The following is a 14605-nucleotide window of genomic DNA, read 5'->3' as shown; positions in this document are numbered from 1 at the left end:
ATACTATTACCAAGGATTCCGTTCTAACCGTGGTCTGACCACCTGATCACCCTGCCATGATCCTTGATACCATCGCCCGCCCACCTTCTCTGGTGGAAAAAGTCTGTCAAAGCCTGGCTGCCATCGCGCGGCGGGATGTGGCGGAGGATGAAAACTGGCTGCCGACGGAGCGCGAACTGGCCACGCAACTGGGCGTGAGCCGCAGCGTGGTGCGCGAGGCGACAAAACGCCTGGAGCAGCAGGGTCTGCTGGAGATCCGCCAGGGGCTGGGCATCCGCACGGTGAATCACCTGCACAAGCCGCTCACCGGCGCGCTGGAACTGCTGGTGCCGGAGGCCACGGAAAGGCTGCGGCAACTCATCGAAGTGCGGCTGATGGTGGAGCCTGAGAATGCGCGACTGGCAGCGGAGCGTGCGACGCCGAAGCAGGTGAAGGCGCTGCGAGCGGTGCATGAGAAACTGGCGCTAGCGACCACGTTTGAGGAATCGGTCATGGCTGACATGGAGTTTCATCGCACACTGGCCGTGCTTTCGGGAAACCAGATCGCGGGGCTACTGATGCACTCACTTTCAGACCTGCTGCAGGCCAGCCTGAAGCATGGTTACCAGCGCGTGACGCCCGCCACCGCCATCCGCCAGCATGGGGCGGTGGTGAAGGCCATCGAGCAGGGGGATGGCGCTGCGGCTGCCCGCGCCATGCACAAGCACCTGGTCACTGCCCGTGAGGACCTGGGACTGAACTGAACCCATCCCGCCTAACCATGAATGCAACTTTTCTTTCTCGCCGTGCTTTTTTAGATCGCATGAGCACCGGACTCACGGGGGTGGCGCTGACACGCCTGATGGATGGTGCGCCTGTGCAGCAGCCCCACTTTGCGCCAAAGGCGAAGCAGGTGCTGCAGATCTTTTGCCCTGGCGCAGCCTCTCATGTGGATCTTTGGGATCACAAACCGCTGCTGGAAAAGTACCACGGCACCCCCATGCCCGGGGGTGAGGCCGAGGTGAGTTTCCAGGGAAAAAATGGCAACCTCATGCGCTCGCCCTGGGACTTTGTGCCTGCGGGCCAGAGTGGGAAGATGATCACCTCCCTGCTGCCGCACATGGCGCGGCATGTGGATGACATCGCCTTTATCCACAGCATGGCCTCCCGCACGAACACGCACGGGCCGGGCTGTGTGGCGATGAACTCCTGCTTCACCCGCGATGGTTTCCCCAGCGCGGGCTCCTGGGTGAGCTACGGCCTGGGCAGCCTGAATGAAAACCTGCCCACGTATGTTTCCATCCAGGATCTGCGTGGGGAGCCGCCTAACGGCAAGTCTAACTGGAGCCATGGCTTTCTCCCGGCGCAGCACCAGGCCGTGAGCATGGCCGCACAGCAGCCGCTGCGGAATCTGGCGCGTCCGGCAGCCATCTCGCCCACGGAGGAAAAGGCCACGCGGGAGTACCTGCACTTTCTCAATCAACAGCATGCCCAGGCCCACCCCGGCCAGGAGGAACTGCGGGCGCGCATGGCGGCCTATGAACTGGCGGCAAAGATGCAGCTCACCGCGCCGGAAGTGAGTGACCTTTCCCGCGAGCCGCAGCACATCCAGGATCTTTATGGGACCCATGATGCGAATCACCTGAAGGCCGCCTACGCACGCAACTGTTTGTTAGCCCGGCGCTTTCTAGAGCAGGGCGTGCGCTACGTAAGCCTGTACTGTGCCTCGCGCGCGAGCGCGGTGGATGGCCTGCTGAACTGGGATGCGCACAAGACGCTGAAGGCCGACTATGAACGCCACGGCCCCATCTTTGACCAACCCACCGCCGCCCTGCTCACAGACCTGAAACAGCGCGGCATGCTGAATGATGTGCTCATCATCTGGTGCACGGAGTTTGGCCGCATGCCCACCCACCAGCAGGGCACCTCTGGCCGCGACCATAACCCGGATGCCTACACGACCTGGATGATGGGCGCAGGCATCAAAGGCGGCGTGAGCCACGGGGCCACGGATGACTTTGGCCGCCGCAGCGTGCAGGACGTGACCAGCGTGTATGATTTTTACGCCACCATCCTTCACCTGTTAGGCCTGGATCACGAAAAACTCACCTATTACCACAACGGCACGAATCGCCGCCTCACGGATGTGCACGGGCACGTGCTGGCACCGATCTTAGCGTGAAGGGGCGGTTTTTTCAGGTCATGAGATCGCAAAACCAGCCTTTGAAAATCGTCTCTAAGCGGGAGATGGAGCGCGCCGAGGTTTTTCTCAGTGAGGCTTCACCGCGTCCCGGAGGGACGAAAGCCCTTAGCCGGGGGTGGAGGCGGCGTAGCCACCGGGAACCCCCGGATGAACAAGATGAGGGAGTCTCCCGTCAGCGGGGCCTCCTGAAGGGAGGCGAGAAAGATCCGATTCTAGAAGACCCCTTGTCCCTTCTCGCGTCCCTCCAGGACGCTTGGCGAACGAACACAATGGGCGTGTGCATCTCCGGGGGTTTTGCTCGTGCCTCGCGTTACCCCCGGCTAGGGTCTCTCGTCCTTCCAGGACGAAAGGCAGCGTATGACGAGGGAGGTTCTTATTTTCGAATGTGTTTACGGAGTACCCTCTCCGTTAGGCCAATGCCACACGATCAAATCTACCCGATGGATTTCACCCGCAGCCCCGGCGTAGATGAAGTTCGTTTCATAGCCACACGAGGAATGTCCTCTATTCAACCAGCCACGGGCGTTTTTCATGACGGACCTGCAAAAGCGTTAGCTGCTTGCGGTCTTCATCTAGCACGTACAGGAGACGCCAACCGGGCTTTGATTTCCAGGGGACGAAGCGCATCTGGCGCAGCTCTAGGTGAGGCTGCCAGCGGCCATTTTCTGGGGCGAATCCGTGCCGTTCAGGGTGCAGACTTAGTTTCAACAGAGCCTCCTCCAGCTTGCCTAACCAACGATCTGCCAGGCCTGACCCACCACGCTGGTCATCCTCCTCATACCAGAGCATCTGGTCTTCGATGCAGCGCACGGCCTCAGGTGCAAGGTGCAGAGTCCAGCTCATGGGACAGGCTGGCGGCGTGTGGCAGCACGACGGCGGATGCCCTCAAAAGCCTGGGTTGCTGGCTGGGTAGGGCGGCCTTTGGCATAGTCGTTCAGGGCAGTCTGCAAGCGCACATCCAGGCGGTGTTCCTCCGCCTCATGGGACAGTGCCTCAAAAGCGGCGACCGACATCACCACCACGGCGGCTTTGCCATTGTGCGTCAGCACCCGAGGGCGGTGGTTCTTTGCCAAGGCACGGGTGTGCTTCCGCGTGTTTCGCGAAAAATCCGTGAGGCTCACCACATCATCTTTCAAGGAAATCTCCATGCCCAGAAGTAAACACATGATTCTGTGTTTTAGCAATCAAATCCTCCCCTCCTTCATGAAGCATTCTTACCTCTTGGTCCTGGCTTTTCTGGGCAGCGCAGCACTCCCTCTAGGGGCAGCGGCAGATGTAGCCTTCTTTGAGCAGAAAGTCCGCCCGGTCTTGGTGGAGCACTGCTACGCCTGCCACAGCGCGGAGGCGAAGAAGCTGAAGGGGAATCTTTACCTGGACTCGAAGGCTGGCTGGGAAAAGGGCGGTGACAGTGGCCAGCCCGTGATCATCCCTGGCAAACCAGAAGCGAGCCTGCTGATCCGCACGCTGCAACATCTGGAGCCGGACCTGGAGATGCCGCCGAAGAAACCGAAGCTGCCAGAGGCGGTCATCGCGGATCTGATCACCTGGGTGAAAATGGGCGCGCCAGACCCGCGCACGGGCGTGAAGATGGAGGCGAAGCGGGCGGATAAAACCTGGTGGTCCCTGCAACCGCTGCGCGATGTTTCGAGCGACCTAACCAAGTTTAAAACAGGGGCGATTGACGGCTTCATCACTCAGGCCCTGGCGGAGAAAAAGCTGGTGCTGAATGGCCCGGCGGAGGCACGGGTACTGATCCGCCGCATGAGCTACGATGTCACGGGCCTGCCGCCCACGGCGGCTGAGGTGGCGGCTTTTGAGATGGCGTACACGGCCGATGCGGAGGCGGCCACGACGGCGCTGGTGGATCGCCTGCTAGCCAGCCCGCGCTATGGGGAGCAGTGGGGCCGCCACTGGCTGGACGTGGTGCGTTTTGGCGAGAGCAATGGCTTTGAACGAAACTTCGTCATTGATGATCTGTGGCCGTTTCGGGATTACGTCATTCGATCGCTCAATGCGGACAAGCCATTCAATCAATTCATCACCGAGCATCTGGCGGGCGATGTCATCGGCAAGGATGAACCGGAGGTGGAGGTGGGCAGCGCCTTCCTGGTGGCGGGGGCCTATGACGATGTGGGGAATCAAGACCCGGTGGCGCAGAAGAACATCCGCGCGGCCACGCTGGATGACATGATCACGGCCACGGGCGGGGCTTTCCTGGGCCTAACCATCAATTGCGCACGCTGTCACCATCACAAATTCGACCCCATCCCCACGGAGGATTATTACCGCCTTCGTGCGGCCTTTGAGGGGGTGACCCATGGGCGGCGAGTCATCGCCAGTGCGGAGCAGCGCGCGGCCCATGCAGCCGCGATGAAACCCCTAACCGCAAGGATGGCAAAACTCAATGAAACCAAGGCGGCACTGAATGCGCAGGTGGAGCAGCGAGCGAAGGCGGCCTATGCGCAGATGAAACCCACGCGCCCCAAGATAGACGTGCATGGCACGGAGGAAACCTTCCCACCTGTGGAGGCGCGGCAGGTGCGCTTCGTCATCCAGTCCCTGACCACCGAGCCAGGGGGCAAGGCGGGCGCGGGCAAGCTCACTGAATTTCAGGTGTGGAGCGCGGAGACCACGCCGCGCAATGTGGCGCTGGCCAGCCTGGGCACCCAGGCGGCAGGGGCGAAGTCTGCCACGGCGGAAGATTTCCCCGAGGCTTACGGGCCGCAACTGTGCATTGATGGCCAATTTGGCGAGCAGTGGTTCATCGGCCACCCAGCGGTGCTGACGCTGACTTTTCCCCAAGTTCAGAAGATTCAAGGCATCACCTTCATCAATGCGAAAGGCGGGCGCGAGATTGACGAAAGCAAGGTGCGCGGGGCCACACCGTGTGAGTATGAGGTGCAGGTCTCTCTGGATGGCCAGACGTGGCAAACGGTGGCCAGCGATGCCGGGCGCGAGGCCTGGAGTCCGGCGCATGGCATCGCCAAAGCACGCCGCACGGTGATCACCAAAGAGGAGACGGCGCAGCTCGCGAAGCTGGATCGCGACCTGGCGCAGGTGCAGCGTAAGGTGGCCGCTGTGCCCGCGCTGCCGCAGGTGTGGGCAGGCACGCATGCGCAGCCGAAGGAGGCCACCTTTGTCCATGTGGGTGGTGACCCGATGAAACCGGCGGCGGCTGTGCTGCCTAGCAGCCTGCAAGTGCTGGCAGATCTGACGCCCAAATTTGCCCTATCACAAGATGCACCCGAAGGGCAGCGGCGGCTGGAACTGGCCCGCTGGATAACCAACGATGCGAATGCGCTGACGGCTCGCGTTTTGGCAAATCGCGTGTGGCAGTACCACTTCGGCACGGGGCTGGTGGATACGCCCAGCGACTTTGGTTTCCTGGGCAGCCAGCCCACGCACCCGGCACTGCTGGATTACCTGGCGCGCCGACTCATCGCCCATGGGTGGCGGCTGAAGCCGCTGCATCGGGAGATCTTGCTATCACAAACGTATCGGCAGTCCGGGCAGCATCGCGCCGAGGCTGCACAGGTGGATCAAGAGGCGCGGCTGCTGTGGCGTTTTCCCCCGCGCCGACTCACCGCTGAGGAGGTGCGTGATACGCTGCTGACGGTGGCGGGAATGCTGAAGCTGGAGCCTGCGGGTGGGCCGGGCTTTCGCCTGTACAAGGCCATGCAAAACAACGTCACCACCTACACGCCGCTGGATGTGCATGGGCCGGAGACGTATCGCCGCGCAGTGTATCATCAAAATGCCCGCGCCAGTGTGGTGGATGTGCTGAATGACTTTGACCTGCCGGACATCTCCTTTGCCGCGCCGCGCCGGGCAAATACCACCACGCCCATGCAGGCGCTGACGCTGCTGAATCACGCCTTTACCCTGGACATGGCGGCGGCACTCGCCCAGCGCCTGGATGCGCGCGATCCCCTGCCCCAGGCCTATGAAATCCTCTTTCAACGGGCGCCGACGGAGGCGGAGAGGCAGGCCGGAGCACGCTTTCTAGAAACTCAAGGGCGCACCGCTCTGGCGCGTGCTTTGCTGAATGCGAATGAATTGATCTACCTGGAGTAGTGGGGGGTGTGATTTGTCTATTCCGCCTTTGCTCGGGAATGAGAACCCGCCCACTCGCACCGCTTTTTTACAGGATTAACAGGATGGCAGGATTAACAAGAGGTGTGTTTACGTTCCTGGCCTGAAACGAGGGGGGCCGTGCACTGTCGCCCCGTCCTGCACGTGGGACGGTCTGGGGGAAAAGCGGGAATGCTGTGGTGAAGACCTTCGATAGCGGACGAAGATGGCTGGGGGCGGACGCATCACTCGGAGAGTGATGAATACTGTACGGCGAACGGGAGTGTCTAGAACTCCGGGGCGCTGGGAAGGTGAGGCGAATAGGATATTCGCGCTCCGTCGGCGGGCCTGCGGTGTCGGAGGTGTGGACGTCTCGGTGCGAGTGCCTTTCTCGCGCCCCTTCAGGGCGCATCTCTTGCCACATCGTTGGTTATTCGCAAGTCCGGGGGTTCTCGCTCGCCAAGCCTCGCTCCGCCCCCGGCTACTCTTCTTTCGCCCCTCCGGGGCGGGGGACGGCGCAAGGGAAGGTAGGGCGCAGGGTCCCCATGCGTAGCGGGGTGGGGAAAGGGCCACGTCCGCCAGTACAGTATCCATCACTCTCCGAGTGATGCGTCCGCCCCAAAACGCATCGTCCGCCATGGAGCGCACGCGTCTCGCGTGCCGAGTTTTGCGTCCTCGCGGAACTCCCATCTCATGCCCCGTCCGCCCCCTTGCACCTTCCCGAGCGGAGCGCGGACATTCGCTTCGCACCTGTCCGCATCGTCCGCCAGTACAGTATCCATCACTCTCCGAGTGATGCGTCCGCCCCAAAACGCATCGTCCGCCAGTACAGTATCCATCACTCTCCGAGTGATGCCGTCCGCCCCAAGATGCATCGTTCGCCATGGAGCGCACATGCGCCTGTCCCGCGACTGCGGGATCACGCCCCCGTTCGGCCTTTGTGCCCCCCAAGGAATGAGGGCTTCCAGCCCTTTCCATCTCGCAATCGCAGTCCCTGGATCCTGCCCTCAGCCGCCAACAGACGCGAAGCGTAACCCAGCTCGTTCGGTCTTTTTTTCCGCGTACCCACGCGATTTTTCCTCGTCGGCTCGCGTTGGTTTGACGACTGTTTTTTATCCGCATGATTTCTTCTGACCGTGAACTGCGCCTGGCCATGCTGGGTATGATCGAGGGCAATGGCCACCCGTATTCCTGGAGCGCCATCGTCAATGGTTACGATCCCGTGGCCATGGCGGCGTGTCCGTATGCGGGCATCCCGGTGTACCTGGGCAAGCAGCCGCTGGAGACGGTGCGCATCCCCGGCGCGCGTGTGACGCATGTGTGGACGGATGATCCCACCGATGCGCCGAAGGTGGCCGCCGCCAGCCGCATCGCTCACGTGGTGGCGCAGCCGGAGGACGTCATCGGCCAGGTGGATGCCGTCATCGTGGCCACGGATGACGGCCAGGATCATGTGAGGCGTGTGCGCCCGTTCATTGAGGCTGGCTTGCCCGTGTTCATTGACAAACCCCTGGCCACCACCGTGGCTGATCTGCGGCAGTTTGTGCAGTGGCATGCTCAGGGTCACGTGCTGCTTTCCACCAGCGGCATGCGTTACATGCCCGAGATGCAGCTCCATGCCGCGCAGCAGGCCCACGTGGGGGACTTGCGCTGGATCACCAGCTTCACGTGCAAGACCTGGGAACGCTACGGCATCCATGCCCTGGAGGCTCTATCCCCTTTGTTAGGCCCAGGCTTTCAGACCGTGCAGGCGCACAGCGATGCCGGGGGCGATGTGATGCACCTCACCCATGCCAGCGGCGTGCGTGTGACGATCGGCGCCATTCACGATGCCTACGGCAGCTTCGGCGCCATCCACCTCTACGGCACCCGGGGAGATCTAGCCCTCAAACATGCCGATACCTACACCGCCTTTCGCGCGCAATTGGTGGCCTTTGTGGACCTCCTGCGCACCGGCGTGCGTCCCCTGCCCTTTGCCGAAACCGTGGAACTCATGGCCGTGATCATCGCCGGCCTCCGCAGCCGAGACCAAGGCGGAGCGACCGTGTCTGTGAGAGGCGTGTTGGAGGAGGTGGGGGGCGTGAGGGAGGTAGGCTAAGACTCGTTGGCTGAGCTCCCAGCTTCGCACTCCCTACTAGAAATCACGCGCTAGCACACTCCCAACAAATAAGTTTCCGCCAACTGGAAGTCCCCCCATTCATTTTCAGGAATCGCCCTGGAAGGGCGAGAGCCATTAGCCGGGGATGGAGGTGCGAAGCACCGGAACGCCCGGACCTTCGAGATCTAAATGCACCCCATTTTCAAATACACAAGCAGATAAGCCTAACAAACAGCATGACATTCACCATTCTAATGCTTCATCACCAAGGCCAACCGTGCGCAGCCAGCGTGATCAAGTGTGGACTTCACCGCTTGCTCAAAGCTACTTCCATCCACAGGTTGATAACCTAGACGATTTAAAAAGTTCACCACTTCTTGAGCATCTTTCCCACGCTGTTTCAGCAAAGTAAAATGAAGCTCCAGAAAAATCCTGGGGCGATGCTGACGCAGCCATACTTCTGACGCCAAGAGAGCCTCATACTCATAAGACTCAATATCCATCTTCAACAAATCAGGCACATAAGATTCGGCTGCACAAAGACTCGAGAGCGTATGTCCTTGAACGCTCTCCCCCTCAGCACTGATATCTCCGCCAAATCCAGTGGAAGTGAATTTGAAGAGGCCCGTTTCATGGCTGATCACTGAAGGCGAAAAGCGCCAGCAAGCACTCTCTGGAGAGTTCAAAGCAGCCGTTTCATTGAGCAACTTAAAACTCGGCACATCAGGCTCGACTGCAAGAATCTCAGCCTTGGAACGAGTGTTGGCAAACAAGGCACTGAAAATACCCGCCGAGGCACCGACATCCAGTAGGCGTGTGCAGCCTTTGGCTAGTTTTAAGAAGCTAAAAAGTTCAGCACGTCCACCGAGCGTAAAGGCGTGAAACCGCCACACCCAGGTGGCCAGCACGTCGCTAGGGCAGCAAAAGCGAATATCCTGATTCAGATAAATCCAGCGATATGCATCTTTGTGCTGGTTCGCGTAAGTCAGTTGTTCGGACTGTTCCTCTCTGAATCTTCGAGGGATGTTTTTAATGAGTCGAATCCAGTCCATAAAATAGGGGCAAAGTCCAAATTGGGAGCAGGCGCTCTGATACTCAAGAAAATAAGTTTCCGCAAACTGGAAGTCCCCCCATTCATTTTCAGGAATCGCCCTGGAAGGGCGAGAGCCATTAGCCGGGGGTGGAGGTGCGAAGCACCGGGAACCCCCGGACGGCATACATCACACGAGAGTTAATGCAAAGCGCCCTGGAGGGGCGCGAGAAAGGTGCCCTCGCTTCAAGGGTACGCTCTTTACCAAAGATGAGCTTCTTGATAGGGCACCATCCCAAGCTGTAACATCTTGACGTATTCTTCCTGGAAAGTTTTGACCCGGTGATGTTGCTCTTGGTTCAAGACATAATTTCGCACGGACTCAATGTTCGAAGCACTGACAGTAAAAGCACCATATCCTTCCTGCCATGCAAAGCCTGCTAGACGGAGTTCTTTATGGATCCAACGAGATGATTCACTTTTCAGTTCCCGCATGACATCGGCAATCGAGTGAGTCGCACGCAGTCCCGCAAACACATGGATATGATCAGCGGTGCCACCCACTGCATGAGGAAACCCATCCACGCCATGAATGATGCCACCCACGTATTCATGTACACGGTCTCGAATGCTCGGAGGAAACCACGGATGACGATTTTTTGTGCAGAACACAAAATGATAGTGGAGTGAGAGGTGTGTGGAAGCCACGCGAGTTTAGCTCAATCCTAGCTGGGAAAGAAGGCATGCAAGGAGGAATTGAAGACTCGGCGGAATCGAGATAACGGCGACCTTTCTCGCCTCCCTCCAGGAGGCCACGCTGGCGGGGTGTATTTGAGTCTCGAAGGTCCGGGGGTTCCCGGTGCTACGCACCTCCACCCCCGGCTAATGGCTCTCGCCCTTCCAGGGCGAAGAAGGGAGAGCGATGGTGGTCTGAATGTGACCACGCTATCCCGGTTGATAGCTCTCGTCTTTCTGGGACAAAGAAGGAGACATGGAAGATAACAGAGCTTGTTCCTTCAATGAAGAACTTGGCTCTTAAACTCGAAAGCGAATTCGGCTGCGAATTTGGGAGAGCTTGCGGCGTTTGCGAAAGACGCCGCCTCCTTCGCGACTGCCAGCGGCGTCCGTGTTCCCTTCGATGGTCCATAGGGTGCCGTCAGGAAGGGGGGCGCTCTGGGCGATGCCGATGTGTGAAAAGGTGAAGATGATGATGTCACCCGGTAGAATATCGCCGCCATGGGGCTTCTTGGTCCACGTGGTGGTGTCTTGTTTTTTGGACCAGGTTTCAAAGTCCCAAGCACCCGCTGTTTGAGGTCGCTGGAAGGTCGGTGTTTCTGGTATTCCGGTGACCTTCAAGGCTTGTTGAATGACCCAACAGACAAAGGCTGCGCACCAGGGCCAAGGTTTATCGGCAGGCAGCCAGGTGGCGGCTTTATAGGAGTTCACTCGGGGTCCGCAGTTGCTTCCGTTTTCCTCTTCTACGCCGATTTCTGCGGTGGCAATTTCAATGATTTTTCCGGGTAGGTTCATATGATTCGGTCTCTCTTGTTATTCTATTCACTTCATTGTTTGATGCCTTTCGTCCTGGAAGGACGCGAGAAGGGGGGATCCTATCTCGTAATCCGCAGGCCGAAGTGTGGCTTTCTCGCGTCCTTCCAGGACGCACTTTTAGTCACACGTTTTGTTATCCGAGTATCCGGGGGTTCTCGGCTCTTCGCGCCTTCACTGCCCTGCTATTGGCTTTCGTCCTTCCAGGATGAGGAAAGGCTTTTGACGGCTTATTTTTTTGTCAGATCAACGGTGCTTCAGCGTGGCATCAAATTCTGGATATAGGGCTCAATCAACAAGCGATCTGAGATATGACTGGATAGGACTAAGGCTACCATCCAGCCATCCAACGCCTTATTAATTAAGACCACCGGATTGGTCGAACCTGATGATCCAATACCAAGATTTGCGCCTGCTAGGAAATTACCGCTTTGCACACCTTGTGACACACTATCAATAAAGACTTCATATTGAACTCCTGAAGCCACAGAAAGCACCATTGGGTGCTTTGGCATGAACGTAGGATAGCCTGACAAACGATCTCCACGAAACACACCAAAAGAGCCGATTTGAGGTGTGGTGTAAGTCTCTCTCCACCATGTATCTGTGCTCGGCTGTTGTTCGGCGACACAATAAGCCTTGTTGACCGATTCATCTGAATAACCAGCGGTGAGAACGCATTCTGTGAACGACCATGGACTAGTCACAAAGAGATAATCATCTACACCATCGAATTCGACGGTAGGAAAACCATTTCGAAAGCGCAACACAGGTTGGAATTCCCCCTCCGCCTGAACAGCGATCAGGCCGCTGGGGGAGAGTTCGTCGCGCCAGGCGGCGATGGGGTCGCCTTCGATGGTGGCGGGCACGGTGCAGGCGAGGTCTTGATAGAGGCCCAGGGGGGCGTAGTTGGGCACGAGCTGCAAGACGGGATCGCCGCAGACGCTGTAGGGGGCGGCTTCGGCGGGATTCGCGGCCAGCGGCGTGGCGCCGTAACCGCGCAGGGTGTCGCTGGCATCGAAGAGGCCCCACCAGTCGTTCACGCCATCCACCACCTGGGTGAAATACCACCCGGTGAGTTGATTGCGATGACGCACGCCGCCCACGTGCCATTCATACCGATACTGCCCCACGGCCCCATCCCCGGCCGTTAGGACGTAGGCGCCTTCTTCTGAAACGGCCACGCCGTTGTGGGTCTGCAGGCGCAGGGCGAAGTCCACCCGGTGAAGGGGATCTTCGCTGAGGCTGCGACGACAGGGGCTAACGAGACTGTGACCGTGACCGAGGTGCATAACAAAGGATGGATTCAGATTTTTTCAAACTCAGTCGAGCCAGCCGATGAAGCTGCCGCTGGTGAGGGTGCAACCGGTGAGCGGGAGGGGGTAATAGACGCCTTCCAAAAAGGTGTCTCCCACCAGGGAAGCGGCGACGCCGGTGTAACTGGCGGAACCGCGTGTGGCGGGCAGGGTGAGGGCGGCGAAGACGACGTCGCCATTGATGGGGGTGAAGCCTTGCAGCGGGCTGCTGGCGAGGTTGATAGGGCTGGTGCCGGAGCACTTTTTAAAGCCGCGATTGGCATGGGCATCGTTCATAGGGTGGTCGTGTTTTTGGTTAGGTTGGGGTATTTCTCTGAGGAGAAAGGGGCTCATCCTTCGATGAGGTAAGGGGCGATGCCGTTGTACCAGTCGGTGCTGCCGTAGGCGTTGTAGGCGGTGACTTTGAGGTGGTACGGGGTCTGCGGTGAGAGCACGCCCAGGAAGGCGCTGGTGACTTCAAAGGCGTAGCCCACATCCAGCGTGGTCATCTCTGTCACTGCGGCATCGTAGAGGGTGATGTAAAAGCCGCTGGCGTTGCTGGAGTATTCCCAGCTCAGGTCCAGGCCGGGGCTGCCTTCGCTGCCGTAATTGCCCGCGATGGTGATGGCATTAAAAAGGCCAGGGGGATCACCCGGGGGTGGTTCGTAATAGCAGGTGCCATCGTCCGTATTGGCGGAGGGGTCATAGTTGGTGGCGGAGGAATTTGTGCAGCCAAAGACGTAGCCGTAGTAGTAGATGTGGGCCGCGCTACCGCCCATGGGAAAGGTGGAGGGATGATACACGCTGGCGGTGCCTGCGATGTCACCGTAGTTCTGTGCATTCCCCTGCAATTCGAGGTTCCCGGTGATGCTGCCGTAGTTGATGCTGTCGTCATTGAACTGGGCATCGCCATTGATGGGCTGGCTATTGCTCACGCTGCCGTAAAAGGCGGCATAACCGATGATGCTACCATGATTGTAACTCCCGAACTGGAAGGTGAGGCTGCCTTCAGTGCTGCCGTTGTTGCTGCATTCGATGCCGAAGGTGGCATTGCCTGTGAGGTTGCCGTTTTGCCCGCTGCTATCGCTGAAGGTGACATGATCTGTGATGAAAGCGACGCCCTGGAGGGTGGAATTCGCGTGGAAGGTGGCGGTGGGGGCGCTGAGCTCTCCGGCCATGATGGCGCTGTTTTCAAAGAGCGCGTGACCCGTCACGGTGATCATGCCGCAGGCGGTGCCACCCTGGACCACGAGTTGACGGCAGGTGATGCCGGTGAGCCAGACTTCCGCATTTTCAATGAGGACGTGGTCCAGCAGCAGGCCTTCGGGCTGGCCTTCATTGAGGAGTTGGTTGATGACCACGCGGTCATGCGTGGCGGGGTCGGTAGATTCGGTGATGCCTTCGCTTTCCAGGAACCAGTCACCGCCGAACCAGTCGCTGGAGATTTCGCTTTTATAATAAAGCGTGCGGTGCAGAGGGCGCGGGCTGCTGTCACTGAAAGTGCTGCCCGTGGCACTGGTGGCGGTGACGCGGCAGGTGAGGGCCTGGGTGGCAGGGATGCCGCTGGGGATGGCGTAGCTGCTGCTGGTGGCCCCTGGGATGGGGCTGCCATTGATGCGCCATTGATACGCATAGGCGGTGGGTGCGCCTGCCCAGGTGCCGGGGGTGGCAGTGGCGGTATCTCCCGCGTAGCCACGCGGCTGACTGCTGCTGAAGCTGATCTGCGGTGGGGTGAGATTCACCAGCACAGGCCCGGAGGCGCTGCGCGGTGGGGTGAGGAGGGCGATGCCGTGTCCGAGCTGCATAACCAGAGGTGTGTTTACTTTTTCACGGGCATTTTCCAGCGCGGGCCAAAGAGCTGCACAGCCCGCCCCATCATCCAGGCCTGGCCTGGGCGCAGGCCGTCTTCCTGCAGGCGGCGGTAAAAGTGGGCATGGGCGGCGGTGTGTGGGATCACCCGGGTATCACACAGCCAGTCATGCTCCAGCGCCGCGCCGATGTGCACGCCGAAGGGGGTGTAACCGAAGGGGAAACCCCACAGGACCTGCGGCACGCTGGCACCATCAAACCGATAGCCGGAGGGGATGGTGAAGCTGCCGTGGCCTGCCACGGTGAAGGTCCAGTCCCCCTCCAGGGCATACAGGGGCCGCCCAAAGAACAGGCCGGGATTTTCTAAGGCAGAGATTTGCGGCTGACGTGGCATTTTGAGTGAATGGTTTGTTAGGCGGTGGCTTAAGTTGGGCGTAGGCCGGATGTGTTTGGCGGGAGTGGCTTCGAGTTTTTTTGCGGGAACTTGGCCAAACTATCCGGCTGCTCGGTGGCGGGACGGACATCCCCAGGGCTGCGGGCGCTCAGGGGCCAGCCGGATAGTTCGGCGGAGG

General features: G+C 59.5%; 13 protein-coding genes. 4 read left to right on the top strand and 9 right to left on the bottom strand.

What is annotated here, in order from left to right; translation table 11 throughout:
• Window positions 1-56 precede the first annotated feature (56 nt).
• Complete coding sequence (locus HNQ64_RS08205) at window positions 57-743, top strand: FadR/GntR family transcriptional regulator (protein WP_184207374.1); 687 nt, start codon at window positions 57-59, stop codon at window positions 741-743.
• Between the two features lie 17 nt (window positions 744-760).
• Window positions 761-2161: a DUF1501 domain-containing protein gene (locus tag HNQ64_RS08200; RefSeq protein WP_184207372.1), complete on the top strand. Its 1401-nt coding sequence runs from the start codon at window positions 761-763 to the stop codon at window positions 2159-2161.
• Window positions 2162-2686: 525 nt separating this feature from the next.
• Here the strand turns inward: HNQ64_RS08200 and HNQ64_RS08195 are convergent.
• Together HNQ64_RS08195 and HNQ64_RS08190 are read right to left on the bottom strand one after the other, a co-directional pair.
• Window positions 2687-3025, bottom strand: a complete 339-nt coding sequence (locus HNQ64_RS08195) for a type II toxin-antitoxin system RelE/ParE family toxin (RefSeq protein WP_184207370.1) — start codon at window positions 3023-3025, stop codon at window positions 2687-2689.
• Window positions 3022-3348 carry a type II toxin-antitoxin system Phd/YefM family antitoxin gene (locus HNQ64_RS08190; protein ID WP_184207359.1) on the bottom strand — a complete coding sequence of 109 codons (327 nt, stop codon included), beginning with the start codon at window positions 3346-3348 and terminating at the stop codon, window positions 3022-3024. Before HNQ64_RS08190 ends, HNQ64_RS08195 begins: the two co-directional genes overlap by 4 nt.
• A 37-nt stretch (window positions 3349-3385) precedes the next feature.
• Here HNQ64_RS08190 and HNQ64_RS08185 point away from each other — a divergent pair, with 37 nt between their 5' ends.
• Both HNQ64_RS08185 and HNQ64_RS08180 read left to right on the top strand, forming a co-directional pair.
• On the top strand, window positions 3386-6256 hold the full coding sequence (locus HNQ64_RS08185; RefSeq protein ID WP_184207357.1) for a DUF1553 domain-containing protein: 2871 nt from the start codon (window positions 3386-3388) through the stop codon (window positions 6254-6256).
• 1117 nt (window positions 6257-7373) lie between these two features.
• Window positions 7374-8351 carry a Gfo/Idh/MocA family protein gene (locus HNQ64_RS08180; RefSeq protein WP_221305389.1) on the top strand — a complete coding sequence of 326 codons (978 nt, stop codon included), beginning with the start codon at window positions 7374-7376 and terminating at the stop codon, window positions 8349-8351.
• Window positions 8352-8602: 251 nt separating this feature from the next.
• Here the strand turns inward: HNQ64_RS08180 and HNQ64_RS08175 are convergent, their stop codons facing one another.
• The 7 genes from HNQ64_RS08175 to HNQ64_RS08145 form a co-directional block, all read right to left on the bottom strand.
• On the bottom strand, window positions 8603-9403 hold the full coding sequence (locus tag HNQ64_RS08175) for an FkbM family methyltransferase (protein ID WP_184207355.1): 801 nt from the start codon (window positions 9401-9403) through the stop codon (window positions 8603-8605).
• Window positions 9404-9642: 239 nt separating this feature from the next.
• Window positions 9643-10089: an IS200/IS605 family transposase gene (gene tnpA / locus HNQ64_RS08170; RefSeq protein WP_184207353.1), complete on the bottom strand. Its 447-nt coding sequence runs from the start codon at window positions 10087-10089 to the stop codon at window positions 9643-9645.
• 327 nt (window positions 10090-10416) lie between these two features.
• A complete protein-coding gene (locus tag HNQ64_RS08165) occupies window positions 10417-10911 on the bottom strand; it encodes a CHAP domain-containing protein (RefSeq protein WP_184207351.1) in 495 nt (164 codons plus the stop codon).
• Between the two features lie 275 nt (window positions 10912-11186).
• On the bottom strand, window positions 11187-12221 hold the full coding sequence (locus HNQ64_RS08160; RefSeq protein ID WP_184207342.1) for a hypothetical protein: 1035 nt from the start codon (window positions 12219-12221) through the stop codon (window positions 11187-11189).
• 30 nt (window positions 12222-12251) lie between these two features.
• Complete coding sequence (locus tag HNQ64_RS08155) at window positions 12252-12521, bottom strand: hypothetical protein (RefSeq protein ID WP_184207340.1); 270 nt, start codon at window positions 12519-12521, stop codon at window positions 12252-12254.
• A 53-nt stretch (window positions 12522-12574) separates the two neighbouring features.
• Window positions 12575-14029: a fibronectin type III domain-containing protein gene (locus tag HNQ64_RS08150; protein ID WP_184207339.1), complete on the bottom strand. Its 1455-nt coding sequence runs from the start codon at window positions 14027-14029 to the stop codon at window positions 12575-12577.
• Window positions 14030-14043: 14 nt separating this feature from the next.
• Window positions 14044-14427 (bottom strand): DUF1353 domain-containing protein, encoded by a 384-nt coding sequence (locus HNQ64_RS08145; RefSeq protein ID WP_184207337.1) that lies wholly within the window; start codon window positions 14425-14427, stop codon window positions 14044-14046.
• Window positions 14428-14605 lie beyond the last annotated feature (178 nt).

The organism is Prosthecobacter dejongeii, assembly GCF_014203045.1.
In the GTDB taxonomy this organism is placed as follows: domain Bacteria; phylum Verrucomicrobiota; class Verrucomicrobiia; order Verrucomicrobiales; family Verrucomicrobiaceae; genus Prosthecobacter; species Prosthecobacter dejongeii.
This window is presented reverse-complemented; position numbering and strand designations above follow the sequence as displayed.

Bases quoted from the DNA above. Each gene is read 5' to 3' on its own strand.
- HNQ64_RS08205 (WP_184207374.1), top strand. From the start codon at position 57: ATGATCCTTGATACCATCGCCCGCCCACCTTCTCTGGTGGAAAAAGTC.
- HNQ64_RS08200 (WP_184207372.1), top strand. From the start codon at position 761: ATGAATGCAACTTTTCTTTCTCGCCGTGCTTTTTTAGATCGCATGAGC.
- HNQ64_RS08195 (WP_184207370.1), bottom strand. From the start codon at position 3,025: ATGAGCTGGACTCTGCACCTTGCACCTGAGGCCGTGCGCTGCATCGAA.
- HNQ64_RS08190 (WP_184207359.1), bottom strand. From the start codon at position 3,348: ATGTGTTTACTTCTGGGCATGGAGATTTCCTTGAAAGATGATGTGGTG.
- HNQ64_RS08185 (WP_184207357.1), top strand. From the start codon at position 3,386: ATGAAGCATTCTTACCTCTTGGTCCTGGCTTTTCTGGGCAGCGCAGCA.
- HNQ64_RS08180 (WP_221305389.1), top strand. From the start codon at position 7,374: ATGATTTCTTCTGACCGTGAACTGCGCCTGGCCATGCTGGGTATGATC.
- HNQ64_RS08175 (WP_184207355.1), bottom strand. From the start codon at position 9,403: ATGGACTGGATTCGACTCATTAAAAACATCCCTCGAAGATTCAGAGAG.
- HNQ64_RS08165 (WP_184207351.1), bottom strand. From the start codon at position 10,911: ATGAACCTACCCGGAAAAATCATTGAAATTGCCACCGCAGAAATCGGC.
- HNQ64_RS08160 (WP_184207342.1), bottom strand. From the start codon at position 12,221: ATGCACCTCGGTCACGGTCACAGTCTCGTTAGCCCCTGTCGTCGCAGC.
- HNQ64_RS08155 (WP_184207340.1), bottom strand. From the start codon at position 12,521: ATGAACGATGCCCATGCCAATCGCGGCTTTAAAAAGTGCTCCGGCACC.
- HNQ64_RS08150 (WP_184207339.1), bottom strand. From the start codon at position 14,029: ATGCAGCTCGGACACGGCATCGCCCTCCTCACCCCACCGCGCAGCGCC.
- HNQ64_RS08145 (WP_184207337.1), bottom strand. From the start codon at position 14,427: ATGCCACGTCAGCCGCAAATCTCTGCCTTAGAAAATCCCGGCCTGTTC.